Genomic DNA, 26066 nt, shown 5'->3' with positions numbered 1-26066 from the left:
ACAGGCTTGCCTCATGAGGGACATGGAGGATTTCGCAAGGGGCCGCGGCGCACCCGCATCCCTGCTGGTCGTGGCCGCGCACCCGGACGACATCGAGTTCTGCGTCAGCGGCACCGTCATGCAGTGGATCGAGCGCGGCACCCGCGTCACGTACTGCATCGTCACGGACGGCGGCGCCGGCGGTTACGACGAACAGCTCCCCCGGCAGGCGATGGCGGATCTGCGCCGCGCCGAGCAGGTCCACTCCGCGAAGCTCAGCGGCGTCGCCGACGTCCGCTTCCTCGGCTACCCCGACAGCTTCGTCGAGGCGTCCGTGGAGCTGCGGCGCGACCTGTGTCGGGTCATCCGCGAAGTGCGCCCGCAGCGGGCCATCATCCCGTCCCCCGAGATCAACTGGGCGCGCGTCGCCGACCTCCACCCCGACCACCGCGCGGTCGGGGACGCCTGCCTGCGCGCGGTCTACCCGGAGGCCCGCAACCCGTTCGCGCACGCGCAGCTCCTGAAGGACGAGGGCCTGGAGCCGTGGACGGTCCACGAACTGTGGCTGATGACCGGCCCCACCCCGAACCAGTACGTGGACGTCACCCCGGTCTTCGACCGCAAGGTCGAGGCGCTGCGCATCCACACCTCCCAGACGGCCCACTTCGACGACCTGGCCGGCCTGCTCCGCGACTGGCTCGGCGAACACGCGAAGGCGGGCGGGCTGCCGCCGGGCCGGATGGCGGAGGCGTTCCAGATCGTGCACATCGACTGAGCCGCGCCCGTCACGGAGTTCTTGTGGCGGCACGGGACGCATGAGACGGTGAACGGCACACGTGGGGGCGCGTGGGACCAACGCGCGTGCTACAAGGGGGAGTTCACGCCATGACAAGCATCGCTTCCGGCCTGTACGAGGCCCTGATCACCCAGTACCTCGTACAGGTCGAGGCCGACCAGGAGCCCTACTACTCGGTCGCGAGCAGTCTGCGCGGCTACGCCGACTCGATCTGGAACGACGCCGGGGACGCGAACCAGCACGTCCAGCGCCTGCTCTCGTCCGGCAGGGGCGAGGCCCTGGAGGCCCTGGGGCAGCACTGGGACAAGGTCATGAACCAGGACGTCATGTCGATCTCGCAGGCGGCGGGAGTGACAGCCGCCGCGGTGGACGACATCGCCGTGACCATCGCGGCGGCCAAGGGGCAGGTCGTCCAGATCGCGGCCGAGTGCGCCGAGACCACCGTCGCCGGGGTCGCCGGCGGGGCGCTGACCTTCGGTGCGGCCGACGGCATCGTCACGGCCGCGATCGCGAGCGCCCGGGCCTTGTCGCAGGCGGTCGTCTCCCAGTGCGCCCAGAACATCGCGAGCACCCTGAGCCACGTCCGACAGGACCCGTCCGTGGCCCCGCTCGAAAGCGTCGCCGCCGGCCTCGCGGGCGCCATCGGCGGCCAGGCCCGCGACGGGGCGGCCGACGCGGGGACGGGTCACGCCTGGGGCAAGGACCTCGCCTCCGGCAGCGGCCGGGCCATCGCCGAGGGCGTCAGCGTCGACCACGCCGAGCACGAGCGCGCGGCCGGGCGGCTCAGGGAGGTCGCCGTCGAGGTCTACGGCAAGACCGCTGGCCGGCTGTCCGAGGCCGCCAACCACCACGCCACCGCCGCGGCGAGCGGCGAACTCGGCGCTGCGATCGCGGCGGTGCTCGACACGGTCCTGGACAAACTCGCCAAGGCCACGGACGCCTTCGGCGACTACCTGAGCGGCGCGCTCCCCGAGGGCATCCTGGTGATCTCCAGCAGCCAGCAGGCCACGGACGACGCCGGCAGGAAGCGGATATCCGAACTGGACCGGTAGGGCCGGGGTCAGGCGTGCGGCCAGGGGCTCTGGTGTCCGGCGCGGTGACCGTGTTCAATGCCCTTCCGTCGACGAGCAGGGGCCATCCGTGACCGAGTTACCGCCGTCCCACGACCGGGTTCCCCCGCAAGCGCCGCCTCCGCCGCCCCTCCCGCCGGATCGGGCACCGGCATCATCGCCGGGACCGTCACCGGCACCGGATCGGGCACTGGATCAGGTACCGGCGCCGGATCAGGCACCGGCGCCGGATCGGGCACGGGATCCGGCACCGGATCGGGCGCCGGATCAAGCACCGGCACCGTCGCCGGTCGCTCCGGATCAGGCTCCTCGGCCCCGGAGGCTGGGGGAGGTCGCGGCGCTCGTGTCCGCCCTCACGGCCGTGGCGGGTCTCCTGCTCGGCTTCTTCGGCCTGCCGACTCTGGTCAACTCCCCCACGGCCCGGCCGGTCGTCGTGACGGTGACCGTCCCCGCGCCCCCTGCCGCCGGCGCCACACCCGCGACCGCGACACCCACACCGACGACCGAGGCGAGCGGTCCCGAGACGACCCCCGCTCCCCCGCCGCTGCCGACCGGCACGGTGGCGCTCAAGGACCTCACCCCGCTCGGCGACTACGGAGACGACAAGGTCGGACTGAGCACCGCGACGCTGGGGGGCAAGGCCCACCAGAACGCGATCGTCCTCCGGCACCCGTGCATCAACTCCGTCGAGTACGGCCTCAACGAGCGCTACAAGAGCCTCACCTTCACCACGGGCCTCGACGACAACAGCCTGGCCAAGCCCGGGAAGCTGACCGTCGCCGGTGACGGTCGGCCGCTCAAGAGCGTGATGCTGGAGATCAACCGCCCCCAGACCGTCACGGTCGACCTCACCGGCGTGGTCACACTCGCCATCCACAACGACATCAGCGAGGGCAACTTCTGCAACGACGACGGCGTCGTGATCGCACTCGCCGACGCCGTCCTCCGGTCATGAGACGGGGAGGGCGGGGCGGGGCGTCATCAAATGCCTCGACACCGGCCGTGTGATCGGGGACGCTTCCCGCGATGACCAGAATCGACGACACACCGCCCGCGTGGGACGAACGCACCCAACTCGCCACGTTTCTCGACTACACACGCGACACCGCCCGCGCCAAGTGCGACGGCGTCTCCGCGGAGGACGCCCGCAAGGCGCTCCTGCCCGGCTCGCCGCTGATGACCATGAGCGGACTGATCAATCACCTCCGCTGGGTCGAGTACTACTGGTTCCAGGTGGTCCTCCTCGGCGAGGAGGACCAGGGCCCCTGGACCGACGAGGACCCCGACCGCGAGATGCGCGTCGCCGTCGACTTCCCGCTCCCGCAGTTGCTCGACGAGTACGCCACACACAGCGCCCGCTACCGCGAACTCGTCGCCGCGACCAGCCTGGACGAGCGGGCCCGGCGAGCCGGCGGCGACGGCCGCCACGTCGACCTGCGCTGGATCCTCCTCCACCTCATAGAGGAAACGTCCCGCCACAACGGCCACTTGGACATCCTGCGCGAGATGCTCGACGGCACGACCGGCGCCTAGGAAGAGGGAAGCGGTTCCTCCGCCGGCCCGGCGGGTACGTGGCGAACATGTCAAAGGGCTGGCGCTGGTTCCTCCTGGCCGTGTTCGTCGTCTGGACCGTCTTCGCACTCCAGTGGATCGACCTGGGCTGCGACTACCCGGAGTCGTACCTCGCGGTCGTCCGCTTCGGTACGCCGGAAGGGCTGGAGTTCCTGCCCGCCTGCGGCGGCTAGGAACGCCAGTCGTCCGACACGCTCAGACTGAGCGGGCGCGGAGGCGGCGCAGCATGCGCGGGTCCTCGAAGCCGACGGAGCGAGCTGCGGCGTCGATCGTCGCGCCGTGGCTGATGAGGTGCTGGGCGCGTTCGAGGCGGAGGGTCTGCTGGTAGCGCAGGGGAGTGAGCCCGGTGGAGCGGCCGAAGAGGCGGGTGAGGGTGCGTTCACTCACGCCGACGGCCGCTGCCAGCGTGTTCAGTGGGAGTGGCTGGTCGAAGCGGGCGTCGATGAGGTCCTGGGCGCGGTGCACGGTGTCGTCCAGGTGCGACCGGTGCCGGAGCATCGCGCTGGCCTGCGGGTCGTGGCCGTTGCGGCGCGCGTAGACGACCATGTCCCGGGCCACTCGGGCGGCGGCGGCCGGGCCGTGCCGGGTCGCGACCAGGTGAAGCGCCAGATCGATGCCGCTGGCGATGCCGGCCGAGGTGATCACCCGCTCGTCGGCGGTGAACAGGACGTCGCGGACGACCACCGCCCTGGGGTGGCGCAGCGCCAGCTCGTCCTGTAGGTCGTGGTGGGTGGTGCAGCGGCGGCCGTCGAGCAGGCCGGCCCGGCCCAGCGCGTCGGCTCCGGCGCAGACGCTGGCCACTGTCCCGCCCCTGGCGTGGTGTTCCCGGAGGACCTGGAGGGAGGCGGCGCCGATGTCGGGGCCGTCCGCCAGGGTGCCGGTCCGCCAGCCCGGCACCACGATCAGATCCTCGGGCCCGAGCTCGGGCCAGTCGAGCCCGGCCACCAGCGGCAGGCCCTGGGCGGTGGGCACCCGCGGCTGCTCGGCGACGTAGGCGAGCGTGTAGAGATGCCCGAAGTCGGCGGCCGTGGAGAAGACCTGCGCAGGACCGGCCAGGTCCAGCAACTGGACTCCGGGCACCAGGAGGAAGACGATACGACTCACGATTCGGTCATCGTACGGGGAGTCCCGCCGCGGCCTCCAGCCGGTCGACCGTGGCGATGGTGGCGAACCGTCCGGCGAGGGCGTACTCGGTGCGCCTGATGACCTCCGCGGACGGCAGCGTGCGCGGGTCGGCCAGCAGATCCGCGACGCTCCGGTCGGCGGGAGCGTCTCGGTGGGGGATGGGATGGGTCGCGGTCGCGTCGGTGACGAAGGTGACCTGGTAGCCGAGGTCGCATGCGACGCGGGTGGTCGTCTCCACGCACTGCTCGGTGCGGATGCCGCAGACGGTGAGCTCGCGGATGCCGTGCGCGGTGAGGAGTTGCTGCAGGTTGGTGGTGGTGAAGGCGTTGTGCGAGGTCTTGAGGATCAGCGGCTCGCCGTCCGCTCGCTCCAGCTCCTCCATCGGCCGGACATGGCCGAGGGCCGGGTCGAAGACACCGCCGGCGCCGGGCTCGGAGTGCAGGACCCACACCACCAGGTCCCCGGCCTGGCGGGCGAGCCGGACCAGGCGGTTCACCTTGTCGGCGATCTTCGGGTCGGAGACGGTCTCCCACAGCGGCTGGGCGCGGAAGGACTCCTGGACATCGATGACGATCAGTGCTCGGCTCATGTCCTCAAGCCTGACCCGCGCGGGCGCGGCGGCGACAGGCCGCATCGCGTCCGGTAGCGGACCGATCCGGTCACCGAGGCGTCCGCCGGCAGGCCGTCGGCGCGGGTACGCCCTGATCGGATCGCCGCCTTATTCGTTTGCCGCCGGCCGACGGCGTCGGATAGGAAGCCTGCATGCTTAGAGGTGGCAAGGTCGGGCTCAGGGCCCGGCACGACGAGGACATCCCGATACTTCGGACCGAGCTCTACGACGACGTGGTCAACGGCTCGCGCGCCGAAGCCGCGCCGTGGCGGCCGATCACGCCCGGCTCGAAGGATCCGCGGCTCGTGGTGGACGACTCGGCTCAGGGACACGTCTCCTTCTCCGTGGTGGAGCTGGACGGCGGCACGCTGGTCGGCACCGCGAACCTGTGGGGCATCGACAACCACCACCGGGCCGCGCACATCGGGCTCGGGCTGCTGCCGTCCGCCCGCGGCAAGGGCTACGGCACCGACGTGGTCGCGGTGCTGTGTCACTACGGCTTCGTCGTGCGCGGCCTCCACCGGCTGCAGATCGAGACGCTGGCGGACAACACCGCGATGCTGCGCTCCGCCGAGCGCAACGGCTTCGTCCGCGAGGGCGTCCTGCGCTCCTCGGCCTGGGTGTTGGGCGAGTTCCTGGACGAGGTGCTGCTCGGTCTGCTCGTCCAGGACTGGAAGCCGGACCCGGCGGCGTAGGCGAGGGCCGCCGCCCGGGTCCGTACGTCGGCAGCGGGCGCCGCGTCAGCGGACCACGTCGAAGACCTGCTTCTGCAGACCGTTGGCGTAGGCCTCGTGCTCGACGAGCTTCAGCTTCTGGGTGTCCTTGTCCGTGGCGCTGAAGAGCCGCTTGCCCGCGCCGAGGAGGAGCGGGAAGACGAGCAGGTGGTAACGGTCGATCAGGCCGGCGTCCGAGAGGGCCTGGTTCAGGGTGGCGCTGCCGTGGACGATGATCGGGCCGCCCTCGGTCTCCTTCAGCGCGGCGACCTCGTCGAGCGAGCGCAGGATCGTCGTCTCGCCCCAGTTCGACACCAGGTCGTCCTCGGTGAGCGTGGTGGAGACGACGTACTTCGGCATCGTCTTGTAGTCGGCGAAGTCCTCCATGTCGGGCCACACGGGGCTGAACGCCTCGTAACTGGTCCGGCCCAGCAGAATCGCACTGGCCTCCTTCTGCTCCCGGCCCTTGATCTCGAAGGCCTCGGGGAGGAACTCGACGTCCTTGAAGGTCCAGCCGGAGTTCCGGTAGCCGGGCTCGCCGCCCGGACCCTCCACGACGCCGTCGAGCGAGATGAAGGCGGAGCTGATGAGCGTGCGCATGGCGATTCCTCGGTTCCTCGGGGTTTGGGCGACTTGCATGGTTCCCGGCGCCGCGCGCCAGTCGTGATGTATGACTGCGACCCCTGGGAAAACTCATCGGTCGCCACCCAAGCCTAAGATCGAAGTATGGCCATGCAGCGCAGTTCCTCACTGTCCCTGTGGTCGCGGGACTCGTTCCTGTCCGTCGCGTCGGTGGGCTCGACGCTCTCGATCGGCTCCGTCGGATCCTTCCTGTCCGTCGGATCGATCGGCTCCGCACTGTCGATCGGCTCCGTCGGCTCCTGGGCGAGCGCCTTCTCGCTGCTGTCCGCCCGGTCGTACCGGTCGGTCCTCTCCTACCGCTGCCGGCGGAACCGCTGAGACACGTCAGGCCGCCGCGTCGATCTTGGACTGGAGGTTGGTCAGGAGGAGCTGGAGGAGCTCGATCGTGGTCTCGTCCGTGAGGTTGCCCTCGGCGTCGAAGCGCTCGTGCGAGCGGAACACGTGCACCTCCGGCTTCACGACGACGTCGCTGTCCGTCCAGACGAAGACCTGACGCAGCGCGATCTGCGCGCGGACGGTGCCGAAGTTGGTCGGCGCGGCGCCGAGGATCGCGGTGGGCTTGCGGTTCAGGGGCAGCCCCTCGGTGCGGGTCCAGTCGGTGCTCAGCCAGTCGAGGGCGTTCTTGAGGACGCCGGGGATGGAGTAGTTGAACTCCGGTGTGGCGATGAGCAGTCCGTCCGCCTCCATGACCCGGCGGCGCAGCTCGTTGACGGTGGCCGGGCGCAGTTCCGGCGTGTCGAGGTCCTGGTCGTACGGCGGGATGTCGCGCAGGCCCTCGTAGATCTCGATCTCCTGGCCGGTGTTGAACTTCTGTGCCGCGCGCAGCAGTTGCGTGTTGTGCGAGTCGGAGCGGATCGAGCCGGAGATGGCGAGGACCGTGGACGGGGACGTGGACGTGGACGTGGCCATGAGAACTCCTGGGAGATGAAGCGGGGCGTCGTGTCTCGACGACCAAGAAGCTAAACCGATCGGTTCAGTCTGTCAACGGAACGGTTCAGTCTTGACAGTGAACTGAATCGTGTAGTTCATTCAAGGCATGGCCACTACGCCGACGACCGCCCACGCCGATTCGCCCCCAGCCCCCGGGAAAGCCGACGACCGCGAGCGCGCAGGAGGCGGCGGCCTGTTCCTCGCGTTACTCGCCGCGCCCGCCGCGATGGGCGTGTCCGGGCCGACCCTGGCCCTGCCCGAGGCCGCCCTCGGACTCGCCGTCTCCCCGGGGACGGCCGCCTGGCTGATGACCGCCTACGGGATCGGCATGGCGGTCGGTACGCCCCTGCTGTCCGCGGCGGGCGGGCGGCGCGGCCCCGCCGGCACCGTCCGGGCCGGCGCCGCCGTCCTCGTCCTGGGCGCCGCCCTCACCCTCGTCGCCCCGAACCTGCCGCTGGCCGTCGCCGGGCGCGCCCTCGAAGCGGCGGGCGCGGCCGGTCTCAACGTCGCGGCCTTCCAGATCGCCGGCCGGGACCGCTCGGGCCGGGCGCCCGGGCTCGTCGCGATCGGCAGCGCGGTCGGCGGCACGTCGGGCCTCTTCATCGGCGCGGCCGTCGCCGGGACCCTCGGCTGGCGCGCCGCCCTGGCGCTCCCGCTCCTCAGCCTGCTCGCCCTCGTACCGGCGCTGCGCCTCGCGCGCCGCGCCGCGCCGAAGGCGGGACCCGAGAGCGGGCGCCGGCCCCGTACCCCCGCACTCCCCCTCGACGTGCTGCGCGACCGCGGCTTCCGCACCGCCGCCGGGCTCATGCTCGCGCTCTCCACCGTCAACTTCGCCCTGCTGTACGCGGCTCCGCGCCGCGTCGCCGCCCTCACCGGCTGGACCGGCGTGGAGACCGGCGCGGCGGCCTCGATCGCCACCCTGGTGGGCGCCCTGCTGTCCTGGCAGCTGATACGCGCCGCGCCCCGCCTGGGCGCGCGCCGGACACGGCTCCTGCTCGCGGCCGGCGCCGTCTCGGCCGCCGCCCTGGCCACGTTCGCGCCCTGGACGGCGGTGGTCCTCGTCGGCTCGGCGATCAGCTCCCTCGTCACGGCCGGCGGTCAGGGACTGCTCACCGGCGCGGCGACCGGACGGCTCCCGGAAGCGCGGCACACGACGGCGATCGGGCTGTTCAACCTGGCCTTCCTGATCGGCGTGGCGGCGGGCCCGGCCGCGGCGGAGGCACTCCAACTCCAGAACGCACCCTGACCGCACGCCGCCCCACCGACCAACCGACAGCCGCCCTACCCATCGCCCCACCGCCTACCGCCCCACCGCCCTACCGACCTACCTGCCGCCCTACCGCCCTACCGCCCCACCCAGCGCACACCTCACCCCAGGAGCCCCCCATGTCCCTCCTCCACCCCTCCTACCCCGCCCCCCGCTACTTCGGCGAGCAGGGCGAGCTCACCGCCCGCTTCCGGCCCGCCACCGCCGAGCCCGACTACGTCTCGGGACCCGGGCCCGGCGGCACCGCGTACCACTACCTGTCCAAGAACACCTCGACCGACGGCGAGTACGGCCTGTACCGCGTCGACATGGGGCCCGAGGCGGGCGGTCCGAGCACCCACTTCCACAAGGCCATGTCGGAGGCGTTCTTCGTCCTCTCCGGCAGCGTGCGGCTGTTCGACGGGGAGAAGTGGGTCACCGCCCGCTCCGGCGACCACCTCTACGTCCCCGTCGGCGGACTGCACGCCTTCCGCAACGACGCCGCCGAACCCGCCTCGATGCTCATGCTGTTCGCCCCCGGCGCGCCCCGCGAGGAGTACTTCGAGGCGATCACGCAGCTCGCCGACCTGAGCGACGCCGAGCGGGTGGAGTTCTGCGAGCGCCACGACAGCTTCTTCGTATAGACGCGTCGGGCCGGGCTCCGCGCAGACGCATCGGGCGCCGGGCTTTGCAGACCAAACCGTTCAGTTCATATACTGGCGGGCCCCCGTCACCACAGCTAAGGACACCGCCCATGGACGCCCAGGGCGCCATCGACGAGTACGGCATCCCGATCATCCCGGACCCCGCCGACGCGGCCTCGCGCAAGCGGCAGGCGATCATCGACGCCGCCCTCGCCGAGTTCCTCGCCGAGGGCTACTCCGCGGCCTCCATGGACGCGATCACCCGCGGCTCCGGTGTCTCCAAGGCGACGATCTACAAGCACTTCGGCAGCAAGGAGCGTCTGTTCCTCGCCGTCATCGGCGGTGTCCTGCCGAAGACGTACGCCGATCTGGAGCCCTCCAACTCCACCCTGGCCGACGCCCCCGACCTGCGGGCCGCGCTCCTCCGGCTCACCACCGACTGGGCGCGGATCCTGCTGCGGCCCGACATCATGTCGCTGCGGCGCCTGGTGATCGGCGAGATAGACCGCTTCCCGCAGCTCGGGCAGCTCTGGTACCGGGTCAGCTACGACATGAACAACGGCCCGCTCGTCGAGGCCTTCACCGAGCTGCACGCGCGCGGCACCCTCGACGTGCCCGACCCGAAGCTCGCCGTCCAGCAGCTCGTCGCGGTGACGGTGGGCGTGCCGCAGCTCGTGCGGACCTTCTCGCCCGACGCGGTGATCGAGGACGCCGAGCTGACGCGGGTGATCAGCTCGGGAGTGGATCTGTTCCTGTCCCGGTACGCGACCGCCTGACGATCCTGACCCGGGCCCACACCAGCAGGGCCGCCGCCCACGCGCCCGTGGTGAGGATCTGGATACGGCTCGCCTCGTCGCCCAGCATGAAGAGCAGCACCCCGCCGATCCCCGCGAGGGCGACGACCGCCCGTACGGAAGGACCGTGCAGGCGCAGGTGGGAGGCGGCGATCAGCGCCCAGACGACGAGGATCGCGGCGCCGATGGAGTTGAGCAGGAACGGGAAGACCGTGCGCGGCCAGAGCAGGCTGAGGATCACCGAGACGAAGCCGAAGGCGGCGGAGGCGAGGACGGCCGCGTAAGGGACTCCCTTGCGCAGCCGGCCGAGCGCGCGGGGTGCGTCGCCGCGCCCGACGAGGGCGTACAGCATGCGCGAGGAGCCGTAGATGTTGGCGTTCATCGCGGACAGGAGCGCGACGAGGACGACGGCCTTCATGACGTCGGCGGCGCCGGGGACGCCGATGCGGGCCATGACGGCGGCGTACGGGCCGTCGGCCACGGCGGGGTCGTTCCACGGGACGAGGGCGACGATCACGGCCATCGAGCCGAGGTAGCAGACGGCGACCCGCCACATCACGGCCCGTACGCCGGCGCGGACCGCGCGGACGGGGTCGTCGCACTCGGCCGCGGCGATGGTGACGGTCTCCAGGCCGCCGAAGGCGAAGACGGCCGCGACCATGCCGACGGCGACGCCGTACCAGCCGTGCGGCAGGAAGCCGCCGTCGCCGGTGAGGTGCGCGGTCCCGGGCGAGGGCTGCCCGGGCAGCAGACCGGCCAGCACCACGACCCCCAGGACGAGGAAGCCGGCGATCGCGGCGATCTTGAGGCCGGCGAACCAGAACTCCAGCTCGCCGAAGTTCCGGACGCCGGCGAGGTTGCTCACGGTGAACAGGCTCATGAAGACGGCCACCCACACCCAGCCGGGGACGGCCGGCACCCAGCCCTCGACGATGTGGGCCGCGCCGACGGCCTCGGCGGCGACGCTCACGACGAGCAGCGCCCAGTACATCCACCCGGCGAGCAGCCCGGCCCAGGGCCCGAACGCCGACCGCGCGTGCTCCGCGAAGGAGCCCGTGACCGGACGGGCCGCGGACATCTCGCCGAGCATCCGCATCACCAGGACGGTCAGGACGCCGGCGAGGCCGTACGAGACGAGGATCCCGGGCCCGGCGGCGGCGATCCCGAACCCCGAACCGACGAACAACCCGGCCCCGATGGCCCCGCCCAACGCGATCATGGCCAGATGCCGCTGTCGCAGCCCCGCGCCGAGTACCCGCTCTGTCACGATTCCCCCCGAAATTCAGACGACCGGCAGACGACCGGCGCAGGAGTTTCGCCGCTGACCTGGCACGAGGGCAAACCGGTTCCGGCCGCTGAGACATCCAGCGAAGCCTCAGGACAGGAACCGGGCATCGACATGATCCGGCCGCTGCCCGACGTCTGAGCCCGCTCACACCACCAGGCCCACCGCCAGCGCCGTGATCAGGACCCCCGAGGCGAGGGCCGTCGTCAGGCAGCCTCGGGGGCCCGTGACGAGGTGGCCGAGGAGGGTGCCGCCGGTGGCGAGGAGGAGTTGCCAGCTCGCCGAGGCGGCGAAGGCGGCGAGGACGAAGGCCGTCGCTTCCGTCGCGCCCGTCGTCGAGTGGCCGCCGAGGACGAGAGCGGTGAAGTAGACCACCGTCATGGGGTTGAGGACCGTGATCCCCAGAAAGGTGAGGAACGCCCGCCGGGGCGCGGGCGGCGGGGCCTCGGCGGTCGTCGGTCCGGAGCGGTACGTGCGGACCGCGGCCCTGGTGGACACGGCCGCCAGGATCACGAGGACCACGGCCGAAGCCCAGCGCAGAGGGCTCGCCACGGGGGCGAGGAGGGGGACGAGGGCCGCGCCCCCGAGGACCGCGAGGAGGGCGTACAGCCCGTCCGCGGCGGCGATGCCGAGGGCCGCGCCCGCCCCCGTACGCCAGGGGGAGCGTGCCGCGACCGCCACCAGATGGGCGCCGACGGCGCCGACCGGGATCGCGATGCCGTAGCCGGCCAGCAGGCCGGCCACCACCGCGCCCGTCACGCGGCGGCGGGGATCGCGCCTCCGGGGGAGCCGGGCTGCTGCTGTCGGCGGTACTCCGCGCCGTCCTTGGTACGGGTGAGGAAGCCGCCGATCACGAGGTAGCGGCGCAGGGCCGGGAAGTCCTCGTGCACGGTGCGCAGGGCCTCGTTGACCTCGGACTCGCGGTAGGACCGGTCCGCGTCGAAGAGGGTCTCCGCGAGGTGTGCGAGGAGCGCCTCGCGGCGCGCGGGCTTGCGCGGGATCGCCTTGAGGCGCCCCTCCGCGGAGAACAGGTCCGCGACAGGGCGGGAAGGATGACTGGTCATGGGACGGAAGCCTGGCGCCCACGGCCCCCGCCCCGCAAAGGGTTTTCGCGAGGCCCGGCCCGCGCTACTTGAGGATGACGTTCACGGCCTCCTGCACCGTCGGCCGGATCGACCGGACGCCGCCCCGGTCGAAGATCGGCCGGGCCTTCTCCACGAACGCGAGGAAGTCGCCCTCCGAGTCCCAGAAGTCGACGACCCGCCAGCCCCCGGACCCGTCAGGACCGGCCGCGTGGGCGAGGAACCCCTTCGGCGGGAACCACTCCTCGGCCTCCAGCAGCCGCGTGGTCTCCTCGTACTGCGCCTGGGTGCCGCCGGGGATCTCGACGGTGACGATGACGGCCATGATGCTGCTCCTGTACGTGCGGGGAGTGGGTCCCGACCAGCTGACCAGCCGGTCCCCCGCCCCGCACGGCGGCGGGCCCCGAACGAGCGAATGAGCCGGTCAGGCCTTTTCGGCCTTGGCGGCCGGGGCGTCGGGGCCGCAGGACAGCCGGGCCGCCACCAGCACCGGGCTGCCCTCCTTCACGTCCCGGATCGATTCCGCGCACTCCAGGACGCCCGAGCCGTCGATGCTCCAGCTGGTCGCCCGGCCGGCCGCCCGCTTGCCGTCCGCGCAGGTGTAGCGGAAGTCGGCGGTGACCTGCTTCACCCACGCGTAGTCCACGAACGTTCCGGCGCCGTCGACGCTGGTGCTGCCCGCGGCGAGATCCGGTGCGGGGCGGCGGACGTCGGCGAACTCGTAGCCGCCGTCGCCGGTGGCGTCCGTGTCGCCGATGTGGGCACCCAGCGAGCGGAGCGCGGCCTTGGCGTCGACGCGCGGCCCCTTCTCGAAGGTGACGGTGACACGCGGTGTGTGGACCGGCGCGAGCTTGTGCGTCAGCTCGCCGCCTCCCTTGCCGAGCGTCTGCTTCTCGGCGACGCCCGTCAGGACGTCCCGCTTGTCGACGTTGAACCACGCGTACGTGCCGTTCGCGCAGGCGGTGTCAGCGGCGGCGTGCGTGGGCCTCTCGGCCGGCTCCGGGCCGTCGGACGTGCAGGCGGACGTGCCCGCGATCAGTGTGACGACGGCACACGCAGAGAGGCAGGCCTGTCGGATCTTCATGCTGTTTTCCCCCGGTCCCATTGGTCGATGGTGGGATCACTCTGCCCGCCGATAGGCGGGCAGGACACGGGACTTGAGCAACTTCAGAGCTCGACCCGACGAAGTCAGTCCGCGAAGCGGGAGACGTAGCGCCTCTGCCAGGGGGTCTCGACCGCACGGGTGTCGTAGTTCCGGCGCACGAAGTCCACCGCCTCGCCGGCCGGTACTCCGTCCAGGACGGCGAGACAGGCCAGGGCGGTGCCGGTTCGGCCACGGCCACCGCCGCAGGCGATCTCGACGCGTTCGGCGTCGGCACGGGCGTATGCCTCACCGAGGACGGCTTGGGCCTGTGTGTGGCTGGTGGGCAGCCGGAAGTCCGGCCAGCGCAGCCACCGGACGTCCCAGGGGACCTCGGGAGGCTGCTTGCCGAGCAGATAGACGGCGAAGGCGGGCGTCGGACCGGCCGGAAGCGGTCGTCGCAGCGCGCGGCCCCGGACCAGACGCCCGGAGGGAAGCCGCAGAACACCAGCGCCCGTAGCGCTCCAGGTCTCGCTCACCCGCTCACCGTAGTCGCGGCGGGCGGAGTTCGGCCTAGCGCGTCACCCGGTAGCGGAGGTAGACGACCTTCGAGCCGATGGTGCGGGTCTCGACGAGTTCGAGATCGACCTGGCGCTCGTTCCGGGCGAAGAACGGGATGCCGCCGCCGACCAGCACCGGGTGGACCATGACCTGGTACTCGTCGATCAGACCCGCCTCGGCCGCCTCGGCGGCGAGCGTCGCTCCGCCGATCGCGATGTCGCCCTCCCCCGGCTCGGCCCGCAGCCGCTCGATCTCCTCCGCCAGGCCGCCGGAGAGCAGGCGGGCGTTGCCCTGCACCTCCGACAGCGTCGTGGAGAACACCACCTTCGGGAGCGGCTTCCAGAGCGCGGTCCACTCACGGTTCGCGTCGTCGAGCGTCGGATCCTGGTCGGCGGTCTCCCAGTACAGCATCGTCTCGTACAGCCGCCGCCCCAGCAGGTGGACGTCGATGCGCCGAATGTCGTCGATCCAGAAGCGGAAGACCTCGTCGTCGGGGTCCGTCCAGTCGAAGCCGCCGTCCGGCCCGACGATGTAGCCGTCGAGTGAGACGCCCATCGAATAGGTCACGCTGCGCATCAGAAGCCTCCTCCTCGGTGACGCGACCGACAGTACGACCGCCGGACGCCACAGGCTCCTCACACGGCCGGGCGAGGAGGCAGGATGGCCCCCATGAGTGGCATCTTCGACCCCCTCGACCCCCGCCGGGTCCTGCCCGGCGAGTACCCGCTGTGGGAGGAGGCGCTCGCCCTGGTCAACCGGGACCTCGCGGTGACCCTGCCGGACCAGGAGCCGCTGCGACTCCTGGCGCTTCCCCCGTGGGACGAGGGAAGGGGCGAGGACGTCTACGTGGCCATGGCCGGCGGCGAGTGGCAGGGCAACTGCCTGGAGCCGAGTCCGGCCGACTCCCCTGCCCGCGCCCTGGCGGACGTCGCCGAGGCCGCGCAGGAGACCGTCTCCGAACTCCTCTGGCAGGCCTGGCCCGTGTGCGGCGAGCACGGCATCGGCATGCACCCGCGCGAGGAGGACGGGCACGCCGACTGGCACTGCGCGGGCGGGAAATCACCCCGCGAACCGGCACACGTCCGCGCCGCCATCGGCGCCCTCGACAGCCTGGTACGCCCCCACCACCCGAACCGCAAGCGCCGGCGGCATGAACGCTGACCGCTGCGTGCGGCAGGGGCCCGACGCCCTCGAAGAGGTCAGACCGCGCACGCCCGCGCGAACGCGGTGAAGGCGGCCCAGGCGGTCGGCGCGGCCGTCAACTCGCCCTTGGAGTGGTCCTTCGTGTCCCGGACGCGGACACGGGGGAGGTTGTCGGCGACACAGACGGCGGCCCCGACAGGGGGCGCCCCCGGACCCGAAATGCCGGGAACGGGGCCGCCTCGGACGAAGTGCCGTATATCTAGAGGAGGTTGTACGCCTTCATGTGGCTATCATCGATCTGCACCGGCGCCGTGAACGGCCGCGCCGCGTTACCCGTGCCCGAGTACCGGAGCAGCTCGCCCGTCGTCTTCCGGGCCAGCAGGTCCACCTTGCCGTCGGCGTCGCTGTCGCCGAGGGACAGCAGCCGGTCGTAGGCGTTCCACCCGCCGCCGATCTTCGTACGGCCCGCGAACGGCGCCTTGTAGTCGCCCGTGCCCTTGTAGAGCCAGAGGACGCCGGCCTTGTCGCGGGCGGTGATGTCGGCCCTGCCGTCACCGGTCAGATCGCCCTGGCCGGCCAGCTCGGTGTACTGGCCCCAGCCGCCGCCGACCCGCATACGGGTGGTGAGGCGGCCGTCCGGGTAGCCCAGGTAGCTCCACAGCACACCGGCCCTGTCGAGGCCGATCAGGTCGGCCTCCTTGGCCCCGCCGAGGGTGCCGGGCGAGAGGACCGTGCGGTAGATGTCCCAGCCCCGGCCGACGTTCTTCGGCCCGCGCAACTGGCCGTCGACCCAGCCGGAGAAGTCCAGCCGCCCGTTCTTGTAGAGGGTCCACTCGCCGTCGCCGAGCCTGCCGTCGCCGATGTTGTCGACGGTGATGAGGTCGGCGAGGTCCGACTGATCGCCCGCGTCGGGCCCGGAGATGTCGGGCCCGTCGGTGAAGAGGAGCGGTCCTCGGGGGTACCACTCCCACAGCTCGTGGGTCTGCTTGTGGACGCCGTACAGGTGGAAGACGGGCGCCACCACCGGGTCGGCGGCCGGAGCGGCGACGGCGGAGGCCGCCCCGGTGGCCGTCGCCGCCGCGACGGCGGTGGCGACGAGCGCCGCCCTCAGCCCGGGCCTACGTCGTTCGAACATGATCGGGTTCTCCCCTGCGTCTATTTCGTTGTCACCCTTCCGACGGGCGAAAGCCCCCCAGGGTTGCCCGAAATCGCGCACCTTTTTTCTCTTCCCGACCGTCAGATCATCAGCACGATCCGGCCGGGCCGGTCACCCGCGTGACCCCGGCCCCCGGACCGCGTTTTGCGCGGCTTCCGCCGCCGGGTCAAGGGTGGGCGCAGCCCATCGGCGGAGCCGACTTGCCCTTGACGCGGTGGCGGAAGGTGCGACTCTCGGAAAGAGGGCGGTCCCACCAGAAGCCCACGAAGCCGGCCCGCCCCCAGAACGTGCCGGGCGGCAGCCGGGTCAGCTCGCCGGGGTGGTCAGCTCGCAGTGCGGATAGTCGTTGTCCGGATCGCCGACGGCGGTCCAGAGCATCAGGACCTTGCCTTGCCTCAAGGCGGAGTAAGGGTCGGGCTTCCGCTCAAACTCCGTGGGGTCAGCGGTGTCGGAGCCCACGGGGTGAGCGTCGTCGAAGGTGACAGCGACGATGCTTTGCCCCTTGTAGGCGTTTTGCTTCCAGGTGCCTGTTCCGGACCAGGTCAAACCGTCGTACCACGCGACGGCGACGCAGATTTTGTCGGCGATGAACGTCCCGTCCCGCTTCAGCGTGATGGTGCCGCCGTCGTCATCGGTCCACGTGGTCTCAAGTTCGGCCGGTTTCAGAACGACCGGTTCGCCGTCGGGCGGCGGCATGACGGTGAACCTGCCGCAGGCCGTCAGGGCGAGAGCCATGGCGGCCAAGATCAGCGCAGTACTGCAGCGACGCGACACACTCCACCCCTAGCGGGTTCCGCAGGCCGCGTGCGCGACCGGTGGACTCAGGAACCCACGCCGTACCCTGACACGGAGTTTGAACATGTTCAAGTCTCCGCCCGGAGCGAGCAAGCGTGCGGACCGGCAGCGCACTTCACTCGTACGGGCGGTCTTTACTCTGCGTGTCGTTGCGGGCATATGCCGTGCGGTACGTTCACACAAAACGGCCCTCGCCAACGGGTGCAACCGTCGTCGAGGGCCTCAACCACTAGTGGAAAAGACCTCCACCGTGATCTACCGCAACTTTATCGCGCCCTCTCGCGCCTTCAGCCAGTTCTCGCACGAGATCATCCGGCACCCGCGCCTCGACTCCCACGCGACCCGCCTCCTGACCTGGCAGCTCTCCCTCCCCGAGCGCGCCCGCCAGACCCTCTCCGAGACCGCCAAGCGCGCCCGGATCGGGGCGTGTTCCTTCAACCAGGCCAAGCGGCAGCTCAAGGCCGAGGGGTACGTGCACGAGCGGCGCGTGCAGGGTGAGGGAGGTCTCTGGGCCACCCAACAGCTCGTCTCCAGCGTCCCGTTGCGCGCCGAGGAGGCCGCCAAGGTCTTCGGCGGCATCCCCTTCCGCGCCGGAGCCGAGCGGGTGTTTCCGCAGATGGCGCCGAGTGCCGTGGTTCCGGCCGTCGGTCATCCGGTGAGTCCGTCGACCGACGGTCATCCAGAGAAAGATCCTAGGGAAGACACCTCCATCCTTCCCCCCGAGCCGGAGCCCGAGCCGGAGCCGGAGCCGGAGGTCGGCTCTCGGTCCGACCCCGACCCCGACCCCGAGCCCGAACCCGAACCCGAATCCGAACCCGACCCCGAATCCGAACCCGACCCCGACCCCTGCCCCGACCCCGACTCGCCACTCGACGAAGCCCGCGCCCTCGTCGGCGCCCTCCCCCTCCTCTCCCCCGCCCTGCGGCACATCCCGCCCGGCATGCGCGACGAGCTCACACGGCTCACCGCCCGCTGGCTCGCCGCCGGGCACACCTCCACCGACGTCCACGAACACGTCCTGCGCGGCCTGCCCGGCGCCGGGACGCCCGTACACCGGCCCGGCGGCCTGGTGAGATACCTACTGCGCCACGTACCGCCCCTGCGCGTGACCCCGCCGGCCGGACCGCCCCGCCTCTCCCCACGGCTCGAAGGCGCGCAGGAGTGCGCGGGCAGACACACCCAGCCCATGCTGTTCCGGCCCGTCGTCGAGGGCCAGACCCTGTGCCCGGAGTGCGCCTCGTGGGCTACTGCCCCAGTCGGTAGCGGATCCTCTTGACGACTTCCTTCAGGTCGGGCCCACGCGGGCGCGGCGGCCGGAGGGCCGGGCGTCCCGGGCCCGTTGGGGTCAGCGGTAGATGAGTAGTTCGTGTTCTGTGGCGCCTGTCAGTTCGTAGCGGGTGCGGACCAGGGGGCGGCCCGCGTAGATGCGGATCAAGGTCGCCGCGTCGCCGATGAAGCGGGCCGGATCGCGGCCCTCGACCTCGTTGCCCAGGGCCACCGGGCGGTCTTCGCGGTCCGCCAGGACGCCTACCAGGCGGGGGGTCTCCCGTTTGCGGCTTGTTACCGAGAGGAGGGGGAGGGCCAGGTCCAGGCTGGCGCCGCAGTAGGCGCCCGGTTCGCCGAAGGCCTCCCGTACGTCTCCCGCGTGGACCCACTCGCCCAGCGCGACCGCGTCGAGCCGGCCGTCTTCGCGCTCGGCGATGACCGGGCCCGCTTCCGTCAGGCCGCGTTCCAGTTCGTCGAGGATCCGGGCCAGCGGCCAGTCCTCGCGCTCGGCCACGTCACAGGCGTTCGCCTCCGGCAGGAACACGCCCTCCTCCAGGCGGTTCTCCACGATCCTGACCAGGGCCGCCCCGCAATGGGCCAGGACCTGCCTCGCCGTCCAGCCAGGGCAGGCCGTGCGGAGCTCGTACGCCTCCTCGGGCGTCCGGCGCAGCAGCGGCATCAGGGCGTCCCGTTCCGTCCGGAGGAGGCGGTCGGGGAGCCAGGGGTCACGCGCTTCGTCGTTCGTACACATCAGTAGCGGTAGTGGTCCGGCTTGTACGGGCCCTCCACCGGGACCCCGATGTAGGAGGCCTGCTCGGGGCGGAGGGTGGTCAGCCTGACGCCCAGGGCGTCGAGGTGGAGCCTCGCGACCTTCTCGTCCAGGTGCTTCGGCAGGGTGTAGACGTCCACCGGGTATTCCTCCGGCTTCGTGTACAGCTCGATCTGCGCCAACGTCTGGTCCGCGAAGGAGTTCGACATCACGAAGGAGGGGTGGCCCGTGGCGTTGCCGAGGTTCAGCAGGCGGCCCTCCGACAGGACGATGACCACCTTGCCGTCTTCGAACGTCCACGTGTGGACCTGCGGCTTGACCTCGTCCTTCACGATCCCGGGGATCGCCGCCAGGCCCGCCATGTCGATCTCGTTGTCGAAGTGGCCGATGTTCCCGACGATCGCCTGGTGCTTCATGCGCGCGATGTCGGACGCCATGATGATGTCCTTGTTGCCCGTGGTGGTGATGAAGATGTCGGCCGTCTCGACGACGTCCTCCAGCGTCGCCACCTGGTAGCCGTCCATCGCCGCCTGGAGCGCGCAGATCGGGTCGATCTCCGTGATGATCACACGCGCGCCTTGGCCTCGGAGGGATTCGGCGCTGCCCTTGCCCACGTCTCCGTAGCCGCAGACCACCGCCGTCTTGCCGCCGATCAGGACGTCGGTGGCGCGGTTGATGCCGTCGATGAGGGAGTGGCGGCAGCCGTACTTGTTGTCGAACTTCGACTTCGTCACGGCGTCGTTCACGTTGATCGCCGGGAAGAGCAGGGCGCCCTCGCGGTGCATCTCGTACAGGCGGTGGACGCCCGTCGTGGTCTCCTCCGTCACGCCCCGGATGCCGGCGGCGATCGTGGCCCAGTCCAGGGTGGTGGACCGCAGCAGCTCCAGGATCACCCGGTGCTCGTCGTTCTCGGCGGTCGACGGGTCCGGGACCTCACCTGCCTTCTGGTACTCCACACCCTTGTGGACGAGGACGGTCGCGTCACCGCCGTCGTCCAGGATCATGTTCGGGCCGAGGGACGAGGACCGACCGTCAGACGCAGCCGGGCCGTCGGCGTTCGGCCAGGTCAGCGCCTGTTCCGTACACCACCAGTACTCCTCCAGGGTCTCGCCCTTCCAGGCGAAGACCGGGATGCCCGCGGCGGCGATCGCGGCGGCCGCGTGGTCCTGCGTCGAGTAGATGTTGCAGGAGACCCAGCGGACCTCGGCACCGAGCGCGACGAGCGTCTCGATGAGGACCGCCGTCTGCACGGTCATGTGCAGGGAGCCGGTGATACGGGCTCCGGCGAGCGGCTGGGTCGCCGTGTACTCCCGGCGGATCGACATCAGGCCCGGCATCTCGTGCTCGGCCAGCGTGATCTCCTTGCGGCCGAAGTCCGCGAGACCTATGTCGGCGACCTTGTAGTCAGAGAACTCAGACATGGACAACGCTCCTTGCGCTCATGATGGTTCGGTGGATTTCCAGCGCCGCCGTCGACTTGTTCAGCGTGATGTAGTGCAGGCCCGGCGCGCCCTCGTCGAGCAGCCGCAGGCCCATCCCGGTCGCGTGCTCGACGCCGATGCGGTACGCGGCGGCCGGGTCGTCCTTCGCCGCCTCCAGGCGGTGCGCCAGGTCCTCCGGGAAGGCGGCGTCGCTCAGCTCGGCGAAGCGCCGGATCTGGCGGACGTCGGTGGCCGGCATGATCTCCGGGATGATCGGGGTGTCGCAGCCGGCGGCGGCGACCCGGTCCCGCAGCCGCAGGTAGTCCTCCGGGTCGAAGAACATCTGCGTGATGGCGTAGTCGGCGCCCGCCCGGCACTTGGCGACGAAGTGCGCCAGGTCGGCGGACGGATTCAGGGATCTCGGATGACCCTCGGGGAAGGCCGCGACTCCGATTCTGAAGTCGCCCAACGAGCGGACCAGTTCAACCAGTTCGTACGCGTACGTGAAGCCCTGCGGGTGCGGGGTCCAGGCGCCGCGCGGATCGCTGGGGGCACCTCCCTGGCGAAGCTCAAGGGGAGGGTCGCCGCGCAGGACGAGCACGTCCCGGACGCCGGCGTCCGCGTACGCGCCGATGATGGCGCGGAGCTCGGCGACCGAGTGCCCTACGGCCGTCAGATGGGCCACCGGCCGCAGCGTCGTCTCCGTCACGATCCGCTTCGTGACGTCGATGGTCCGGTCGCGGGACGAGCCGCCCGCGCCGTACGTCACGGAGACGAAGTCCGGGGACAGCGCCTCCACTCGGCGGATCGCCTCCCAGAGGCTCTGTTCTCCGCGCTCGCTCTTCGGTGGGAAGAACTCGAAGGAGTACGTGGGGTTCGCGTAGGTGGGGTTCGCGTACGTGGGGTTCGCGTACGTGGAGTTCACTGGCGTCGGCCTCCCGCGTTGAAGTAGCTCGCCTCCGGGTGGTGGACGACGATCGCGTCCGTCGACTGCTCGGGGTGCAGCTGGTACTCCTCCGACAGCTCGACCCCGATCCGTTCGGGGCGCAGGAGGGCGGCGATCTTCGCCCGGTCCTCCAGGTCGGGGCAGGCCGGGTAGCCGAGGGAGTAGCGGCAGCCCTGGTACTCGGTGCGGAGCATGCCGTCGATCCCGGAAGGGTCCGTAGCGGCGATGCCCCACTCCGTCCGCACCCGCGCGTGCCAGTACTCGGCGAGCGCCTCCGCCAACTGGACGGAGAGGCCGTGGAGTTCGAGGTAGTCGCGGTAGGCGTCGGCGGCGAAGAGCCTCGCTGTCTCCTCGCCGATCCGAGAGCCGACGGTGACGACCTGGAGGGCGACCGCGTCGACCTCGCCGGAGTCCTCGGCGCGGTGGAAGTCGGCCAGGCAGAGGCGGCGGCCCCGCTGCTGGCGGGGGAAGGAGAAGCGGGTCCGCTCGCCTCCGTCCTCGTCCAGGACGATCAGGTCGTCGCCCTTGGACACACAGGGGAACCAGCCGTAGACGACGGCTGCTTCGACGAGGCCGTCGCGCTCGACTCGGTCGAGCAGTGCCCGTAGCCGCGGCCGGCCCTCCGTCTCGATCGTGTCGGCGTCCTTCAGGCCCCACTGGCCCTTGAAGAGGGCGGTCTCGTCGAGCCAGGGGGCGTACGCGGCGAGCGGGATGCCCTTGACGACCCTGGTCCCGAGGAAGGGGGGTTCGGGTACGGGGTTGTCGGCGGCGACGTCGGAGCGGCCGACCGGTTCCGGCTCCCGTACCTCCAGGGCGACGGGACCACCCGGTGTCGCCGTGCGCTTGGGTACGCGCCGCGGCTTCAGCGGCGGCAGTACGGCTCCGGGGACGCCCCTCTTCACGCCCATGAGCGCGTCCATGAGGCGCAGGCCCTCGAAGGCGTCGCGGGCGTACCGCACCTCGCCCTCGTACAGCTCGTGGAGGTCCTGTTCGACGTACGCCCTGGTGAGGGCGGCGCCGCCGAGGATCACGGGGAACTTGGCGGCGAGGCCGCGGCCGTTCAGCTCCTGGAGGTTCTCCTTCATGATCACGGTGGACTTCACCAGCAGCCCCGACATGCCGATGACGTCGGCCCGGTGCTGTTCCGCGGCTTCCAGGATCGCGGAGACCGGCTGCTTGATGCCGATGTTGACGACGTTGTAGCCGTTGTTGGAGAGGATGATGTCGACGAGGTTCTTGCCGATGTCGTGGACGTCCCCACGGACCGTCGCGAGGACGATCGTGCCCTTGCCGTCCGCGTCGGTCTTCTCCATGTGCGGTTCCAGGTGCGCCACGGCCGTCTTCATGACCTCGGCGGACTGGAGCACGAACGGCAGCTGCATCCGGCCGGAGCCGAAGAGCTCGCCGACGGTCTTCATGCCGTCGAGGAGGACGTCGTTGACGATCTCCAGGGCGGGCCGGCCGGCCAGGGCCTCGTCCAGGTCCGCCTCCAGGCCGTTCTTCTCGCCGTCGATGATCCGGCGCTTCAGCCGCTCGTCGAGCGGCAGCGCGAGGAGCTCCTCCGCCTTGCCCGCCTTGAGGGACTTCGCCGTCGCGCCCTCGAACATCTCCAGGAAGCGCTGCAGCGGGTCGTAGCCCTCGGAGCGCCGGTCGTGGATCAGGTCGAGCGCGACCTCGACCTGTTCCTTCTCCAGGCGGGCGATCGGCAGGATCTTCGACGCGTGGACGATCGCGGAGTCCAGGCCGGCCCGCACGCACTCGTCGAGGAAGACCGAGTTGAGGACGATCCGCGCGGCCGGGTTGAGGCCGAAGGAGATGTTGGAGAGGCCGAGGGTCGTCTGGACGTCCGGGTGGCGGCGCTTCAGTTCGCGGATCGCCTCGATCGTGTGGACGCCGTCCCGGCGGGACTCCTCCTGGCCCGTGCAGATCGTGAAGGTGAGGGTGTCGATGAGGATGTCCGACTCCCGGATGCCCCAGTTGCCCGTGAGGTCGTCGATGAGCCGCTCGGCGACGGCGACCTTGTGCTCGACGCTCCGGGCCTGGCCCTCCTCGTCGATCGTCAGCGCCATCAGCGCCGCGCCGTGCTCCCTCGCGAGGGCCGTGACCTGCGCGAACCGCGATTCGGGGCCGTCGCCGTCCTCGTAGTTCACCGAGTTGACGACGGCCCGGCCGCCGAGCTTCTCCAGGCCGGCCCGCAGGACCCCGATCTCGGTCGAGTCGAGGACGATCGGGAGGGTGGAGGCGGTGGCGAAACGGCCCGCCAGCTCCGCCATGTCCGCCGTGCCGTCACGGCCGACGTAGTCCACGCACAGGTCGAGCAGGTGCGCGCCCTCGCGGATCTGCTCCCGCGCCATCTCGACGCAGTCGTCCCAGCGGCCGTCGAGCATGGCGTCGCGGAACTTCTTCGACCCGTTGGCGTTCGTCCGCTCGCCGATCGCCAGGTAGGCGGTGTCCTGCCGGAACGGCACGTGGCTGTAGAGGGAGGACGCGCCCGGCTCCGGCGTCGGATGACGGTCGGGGACGGCCGCGCCGCGCACCCGCTCCACGATCTCCCGCAGGTGCTCCGGCGTCGTGCCGCAGCAGCCGCCGACGAGCGCGGGGCCGTAGTCCCGTACGAACGCCTCCTGGGCGTCGGCCAGTTCGGCCGGGGACAGCGGGTAGTGGGCGCCGTCGGAGGTGAGGACCGGCAGGCCCGCGTTGGGCATGACGGAGATCGGGATGCGGGCGTGGCGGGAGAGATGACGGAGGTGTTCCGTCATCTCTGCCGGGCCCGTGGCGCAGTTGAGGCCGATCATGTCGATGCCGAGCGGTTCGAGCGCGGTGAGCGCCGCGCCGATCTCCGAGCCGAGCAGCATCGTGCCCGTCGTCTCCACCGTGACCTGCACGATCACCGGCAGGTCCACGCCGACCCAGTCCAGGGCCCGGCGGGCGCCGATGACGGCCGCCTTCGTCTGGAGCAGGTCCTGCGAGGTCTCGATGAGGAGGGCGTCCGCGCCGCCCCGGATCAGGCCCTCCGCGTTCTGCTGGAAGGCGTCGCGCAGCGGCTCGTACGTGACGTGGCCGAGGGTCGGCAGCTTCGTCCCGGGTCCCATGGAGCCCAGGACCCAGCGGGGGCAGCCGTCGGCGGCCGTGTGCGCGTCGGCGGCGGTACGGGCGATCCGGGCGCCGGCCTCCGACAGCTCGTACACCTGGTTCTCGATGCCGTACTCGGCGAGCGCGGCGAGGTTCGCCCCGAAGGTGTTGGTCTCGACGCAGTCCACACCGACCGAGAAGTAGGCGTCGTGGACCGAGGCGACGATGTCGGGGCGCGTGAGGTTGAGGATCTCGTTGCAGCCTTCGAGGTTCCGGAAGTCGTCCATCGTCGGGTCGGCGGCCTGGAGCATCGTGCCCATCGCCCCGTCGGCCACCACGACCCGCGTGGCGAACTCCTCCCGGAGGGACCGCCTTCCCGTACTCATGTGAGTCCCCTCAGATGGGTGACGAGGGTGGCCGTGCAGCCCACCCCGTACGTCGTCCTGATCCGGTCCAGGAGGGAGTCCCGGTGCAGCCGGTACTCCTGCGTCCCCACGTAGTCGAGGACGGTCGCCGCGACCGCGCAGCCCAGCTGCGCCGCGCACCGCTCGGGCACGCCCCACAGCGTCCCGGCGAGGAAGCCCGCCCGGAAGGCGTCCCCCACGCCGGTCGGGTCGACGACCCCGGCGACCTCCACCGCCGGGACGGCGAGCGGGGCTCGGTCCGCGCCTCGGATGCGGACGCCCGCCTCGCCGTGCGTGGTGACCCAGGTGCCGACCCTGGCGAGGACCTCGGCCTCCCTCCAGCCGGACTTCTCCAGGAGCAGGGCCGTCTCGTACTCGTTGGTGAAGAGGAACCGCGCCCCGTCCACCAGCTCCCGCACCTGCTCCCCGTCGAGCCGCGCCAACTGCTGCGACGGATCGGCGGCGAAGGGAATCCCCAGGTCACGGCAGGTGCGGGTGTGCCGGAGCATGGCCTCGGGGTCGTCCGGGGAGACCAGGACCAGTTCCAGCCGGCCGGTGCGCAGGGCGACGTCCCTCAGGTCGATCTCGCGCGCCTCGGCCATCGCCCCCGCGTAGAAGGTGGCGATCTGGTTCTGGGCCCGGTCGGTGGTACAGACGAAGCGGGCGGTGTGGAGCGACTCGCTGACGCGCACCGAGTCGGTGTCCACACCATGGTCCTTCAGCCAGACCCGGTACGGCTCGAAGTCGGCCCCGACCGCGCCCACGAGGGCGGGCCGCAGCCCGAGCACACCGAGTCCGAAGGCGATGTTCGCTGCCACTCCGCCACGCCTGACCTCCAGGTTGTCGGCGAGGAACGACAGGGAGACCCGGTCGAGCCGGTCGGCGAGCAGCTGCTCGCTGAACCAGCCGGGGAAGGTCATCAGATGGTCGGTCGCGATGGATCCCGTGACAGCGATGCGCATGA

31 protein-coding genes are annotated in these 26066 nt (G+C 71.2%); 12 read left to right on the top strand and 19 right to left on the bottom strand.

The features are described from left to right. Nucleotides 1–22 precede the first annotated feature (22 nt). The 5 genes from ACFWWU_RS09160 (at nt 23) to ACFWWU_RS09140 (ending at nt 3590) form a co-directional block, all read left to right on the top strand. Nucleotides 23–754, top strand: a complete 732-nt coding sequence (locus ACFWWU_RS09160; RefSeq protein WP_384141231.1) for a PIG-L deacetylase family protein — start codon at nt 23–25, stop codon at nt 752–754. 110 nt (nt 755–864) lie between these two features. Then, nucleotides 865–1827: a hypothetical protein gene (locus ACFWWU_RS09155; RefSeq protein WP_384141228.1), complete on the top strand. Its 963-nt coding sequence runs from the start codon at nt 865–867 to the stop codon at nt 1825–1827. Nucleotides 1828–2188: 361 nt separating this feature from the next. Beyond that, on the top strand, nt 2189–2800 hold the full coding sequence (locus ACFWWU_RS09150) for a hypothetical protein (protein WP_384141225.1): 612 nt from the start codon (nt 2189–2191) through the stop codon (nt 2798–2800). Nucleotides 2801–2871: 71 nt separating this feature from the next. Beyond that, nucleotides 2872–3378, top strand: a complete 507-nt coding sequence (locus tag ACFWWU_RS09145; protein WP_384141222.1) for a DinB family protein — start codon at nt 2872–2874, stop codon at nt 3376–3378. Between the two features lie 38 nt (nt 3379–3416). Then, nucleotides 3417–3590 (top strand): hypothetical protein, encoded by a 174-nt coding sequence (locus ACFWWU_RS09140; RefSeq protein ID WP_384141219.1) that lies wholly within the window; start codon nt 3417–3419, stop codon nt 3588–3590. A 22-nt stretch (nt 3591–3612) separates the two neighbouring features. Here the strand turns inward: ACFWWU_RS09140 and ACFWWU_RS09135 are convergent, their stop codons facing one another. Both ACFWWU_RS09135 and ACFWWU_RS09130 read right to left on the bottom strand, forming a co-directional pair. Beyond that, entirely contained in the window at nt 3613–4521 is a 909-nt protein-coding gene (locus ACFWWU_RS09135; RefSeq protein WP_384141216.1) for a GlxA family transcriptional regulator, read from the bottom strand. Nucleotides 4522–4528: 7 nt separating this feature from the next. Beyond that, nucleotides 4529–5131, bottom strand: coding sequence for an isochorismatase family protein (locus ACFWWU_RS09130; protein ID WP_384141213.1), 603 nt, complete (start codon nt 5129–5131; stop codon nt 4529–4531). Between the two features lie 173 nt (nt 5132–5304). Between ACFWWU_RS09130 and ACFWWU_RS09125 the strand changes: the two genes are divergently transcribed. Further along, nucleotides 5305–5847, top strand: a complete 543-nt coding sequence (locus tag ACFWWU_RS09125) for a GNAT family N-acetyltransferase (protein ID WP_384141210.1) — start codon at nt 5305–5307, stop codon at nt 5845–5847. 45 nt (nt 5848–5892) lie between these two features. Here ACFWWU_RS09125 and ACFWWU_RS09120 read toward each other — a convergent pair whose 3' ends face one another. Next, nucleotides 5893–6465 carry a dihydrofolate reductase family protein gene (locus ACFWWU_RS09120; protein ID WP_384141207.1) on the bottom strand — a complete coding sequence of 191 codons (573 nt, stop codon included), beginning with the start codon at nt 6463–6465 and terminating at the stop codon, nt 5893–5895. A gap of 126 nt (nt 6466–6591) precedes the next feature. Here ACFWWU_RS09120 and ACFWWU_RS09115 point away from each other — a divergent pair, with 126 nt between their 5' ends. Then, on the top strand, nt 6592–6825 hold the full coding sequence (locus tag ACFWWU_RS09115) for a hypothetical protein (RefSeq protein WP_384141204.1): 234 nt from the start codon (nt 6592–6594) through the stop codon (nt 6823–6825). A 6-nt stretch (nt 6826–6831) separates the two neighbouring features. On the opposite strand, the gene ACFWWU_RS09110 is transcribed toward ACFWWU_RS09115, so the two are convergent. Beyond that, nucleotides 6832–7416: an NADPH-dependent FMN reductase gene (locus ACFWWU_RS09110; RefSeq protein ID WP_384141201.1), complete on the bottom strand. Its 585-nt coding sequence runs from the start codon at nt 7414–7416 to the stop codon at nt 6832–6834. A 127-nt stretch (nt 7417–7543) separates the two neighbouring features. On the opposite strand from ACFWWU_RS09110, the gene ACFWWU_RS09105 reads away from it, so the two are divergent. The 3 genes from ACFWWU_RS09105 to ACFWWU_RS09095 all read left to right on the top strand — a co-directional run bounded on the left by ACFWWU_RS09105 (nt 7544) and on the right by ACFWWU_RS09095 (nt 10103). Continuing rightward, complete coding sequence (locus ACFWWU_RS09105) at nt 7544–8683, top strand: MFS transporter (protein ID WP_384141198.1); 1140 nt, start codon at nt 7544–7546, stop codon at nt 8681–8683. A gap of 140 nt (nt 8684–8823) precedes the next feature. Then, nucleotides 8824–9327 carry a cupin domain-containing protein gene (locus ACFWWU_RS09100; protein ID WP_384141195.1) on the top strand — a complete coding sequence of 168 codons (504 nt, stop codon included), beginning with the start codon at nt 8824–8826 and terminating at the stop codon, nt 9325–9327. A gap of 110 nt (nt 9328–9437) precedes the next feature. Next, nucleotides 9438–10103, top strand: coding sequence for a TetR/AcrR family transcriptional regulator (locus ACFWWU_RS09095; RefSeq protein ID WP_384141192.1), 666 nt, complete (start codon nt 9438–9440; stop codon nt 10101–10103). Here ACFWWU_RS09095 and ACFWWU_RS09090 read toward each other — a convergent pair. The 7 genes from ACFWWU_RS09090 to ACFWWU_RS09060 form a co-directional block, all read right to left on the bottom strand. Further along, nucleotides 10057–11340, bottom strand: a complete 1284-nt coding sequence (locus ACFWWU_RS09090; protein WP_384141876.1) for an amino acid permease — start codon at nt 11338–11340, stop codon at nt 10057–10059. The genes ACFWWU_RS09095 and ACFWWU_RS09090 overlap by 47 nt on opposite strands. Nucleotides 11341–11553: 213 nt before the next feature. After that, the gene (locus ACFWWU_RS09085; protein ID WP_384141189.1) at nt 11554–12165 is read right to left on the bottom strand and encodes a LysE family transporter; all 612 of its coding nucleotides are present in this window, start codon (nt 12163–12165) and stop codon (nt 11554–11556) included. Beyond that, nucleotides 12162–12470, bottom strand: coding sequence for a DUF2087 domain-containing protein (locus ACFWWU_RS09080; RefSeq protein WP_384141186.1), 309 nt, complete (start codon nt 12468–12470; stop codon nt 12162–12164). Before ACFWWU_RS09080 ends, ACFWWU_RS09085 begins: the two co-directional genes overlap by 4 nt. A 64-nt stretch (nt 12471–12534) precedes the next feature. Further along, entirely contained in the window at nt 12535–12813 is a 279-nt protein-coding gene (locus ACFWWU_RS09075; protein ID WP_384141183.1) for a hypothetical protein, read from the bottom strand. 99 nt (nt 12814–12912) lie between these two features. Further along, nucleotides 12913–13572 (bottom strand): hypothetical protein, encoded by a 660-nt coding sequence (locus ACFWWU_RS09070; protein WP_384141180.1) that lies wholly within the window; start codon nt 13570–13572, stop codon nt 12913–12915. Nucleotides 13573–13676: 104 nt separating this feature from the next. Then, on the bottom strand, nt 13677–14108 hold the full coding sequence (locus ACFWWU_RS09065; RefSeq protein WP_384141177.1) for a protein-tyrosine phosphatase family protein: 432 nt from the start codon (nt 14106–14108) through the stop codon (nt 13677–13679). A gap of 34 nt (nt 14109–14142) precedes the next feature. Beyond that, nucleotides 14143–14706 (bottom strand): dihydrofolate reductase family protein, encoded by a 564-nt coding sequence (locus ACFWWU_RS09060; protein WP_384141174.1) that lies wholly within the window; start codon nt 14704–14706, stop codon nt 14143–14145. A gap of 93 nt (nt 14707–14799) precedes the next feature. Between ACFWWU_RS09060 and ACFWWU_RS09055 the strand changes: the two genes are divergently transcribed. Continuing rightward, a complete protein-coding gene (locus tag ACFWWU_RS09055; protein ID WP_384141171.1) occupies nt 14800–15291 on the top strand; it encodes a hypothetical protein in 492 nt (163 codons plus the stop codon). A 38-nt stretch (nt 15292–15329) separates the two neighbouring features. Here the strand turns inward: ACFWWU_RS09055 and ACFWWU_RS09050 are convergent, their stop codons facing one another. The 3 genes from ACFWWU_RS09050 to ACFWWU_RS09040 form a co-directional block, all read right to left on the bottom strand. Then, nucleotides 15330–15494 (bottom strand): DUF397 domain-containing protein, encoded by a 165-nt coding sequence (locus ACFWWU_RS09050; protein WP_384141873.1) that lies wholly within the window; start codon nt 15492–15494, stop codon nt 15330–15332. A gap of 38 nt (nt 15495–15532) precedes the next feature. Next, the gene (locus tag ACFWWU_RS09045; RefSeq protein WP_384141169.1) at nt 15533–16408 is read right to left on the bottom strand and encodes an FG-GAP repeat domain-containing protein; all 876 of its coding nucleotides are present in this window, start codon (nt 16406–16408) and stop codon (nt 15533–15535) included. Nucleotides 16409–16735: 327 nt separating this feature from the next. Continuing rightward, complete coding sequence (locus ACFWWU_RS09040) at nt 16736–17164, bottom strand: hypothetical protein (RefSeq protein WP_384141167.1); 429 nt, start codon at nt 17162–17164, stop codon at nt 16736–16738. A gap of 292 nt (nt 17165–17456) precedes the next feature. Here ACFWWU_RS09040 and ACFWWU_RS09035 point away from each other — a divergent pair, with 292 nt between their 5' ends. Beyond that, nucleotides 17457–18500 (top strand): hypothetical protein, encoded by a 1044-nt coding sequence (locus tag ACFWWU_RS09035; RefSeq protein WP_384141164.1) that lies wholly within the window; start codon nt 17457–17459, stop codon nt 18498–18500. Between the two features lie 69 nt (nt 18501–18569). Here the strand turns inward: ACFWWU_RS09035 and ACFWWU_RS09030 are convergent, their stop codons facing one another. The 5 genes from ACFWWU_RS09030 to ACFWWU_RS09010 are packed head-to-tail and all read right to left on the bottom strand — an operon-like array spanning nt 18570 to nt 26064. Further along, nucleotides 18570–19241, bottom strand: coding sequence for a maleylpyruvate isomerase family mycothiol-dependent enzyme (locus ACFWWU_RS09030; protein ID WP_384141161.1), 672 nt, complete (start codon nt 19239–19241; stop codon nt 18570–18572). Then, entirely contained in the window at nt 19241–20680 is a 1440-nt protein-coding gene (gene ahcY / locus ACFWWU_RS09025; protein WP_384141158.1) for an adenosylhomocysteinase, read from the bottom strand. Before ahcY ends, ACFWWU_RS09030 begins: the two co-directional genes overlap by 1 nt. Next, nucleotides 20673–21605, bottom strand: coding sequence for a methylenetetrahydrofolate reductase [NAD(P)H] (gene metF / locus ACFWWU_RS09020; protein ID WP_384141155.1), 933 nt, complete (start codon nt 21603–21605; stop codon nt 20673–20675). The genes ahcY and metF overlap by 8 nt, the downstream gene beginning before the upstream one ends. Next, nucleotides 21602–25084 (bottom strand): methionine synthase, encoded by a 3483-nt coding sequence (metH, locus tag ACFWWU_RS09015; RefSeq protein WP_384141152.1) that lies wholly within the window; start codon nt 25082–25084, stop codon nt 21602–21604. The genes metF and metH overlap by 4 nt, the downstream gene beginning before the upstream one ends. Beyond that, nucleotides 25081–26064: a carbohydrate kinase family protein gene (locus ACFWWU_RS09010; protein ID WP_384141149.1), complete on the bottom strand. Its 984-nt coding sequence runs from the start codon at nt 26062–26064 to the stop codon at nt 25081–25083. The genes metH and ACFWWU_RS09010 overlap by 4 nt, the downstream gene beginning before the upstream one ends. Nucleotides 26065–26066 lie beyond the last annotated feature (2 nt).

This window comes from Streptomyces sp. NPDC058650, from assembly GCF_042717315.1.
Lineage (GTDB): Bacteria > Actinomycetota > Actinomycetes > Streptomycetales > Streptomycetaceae > Streptomyces.
This window is presented reverse-complemented; position numbering and strand designations above follow the sequence as displayed.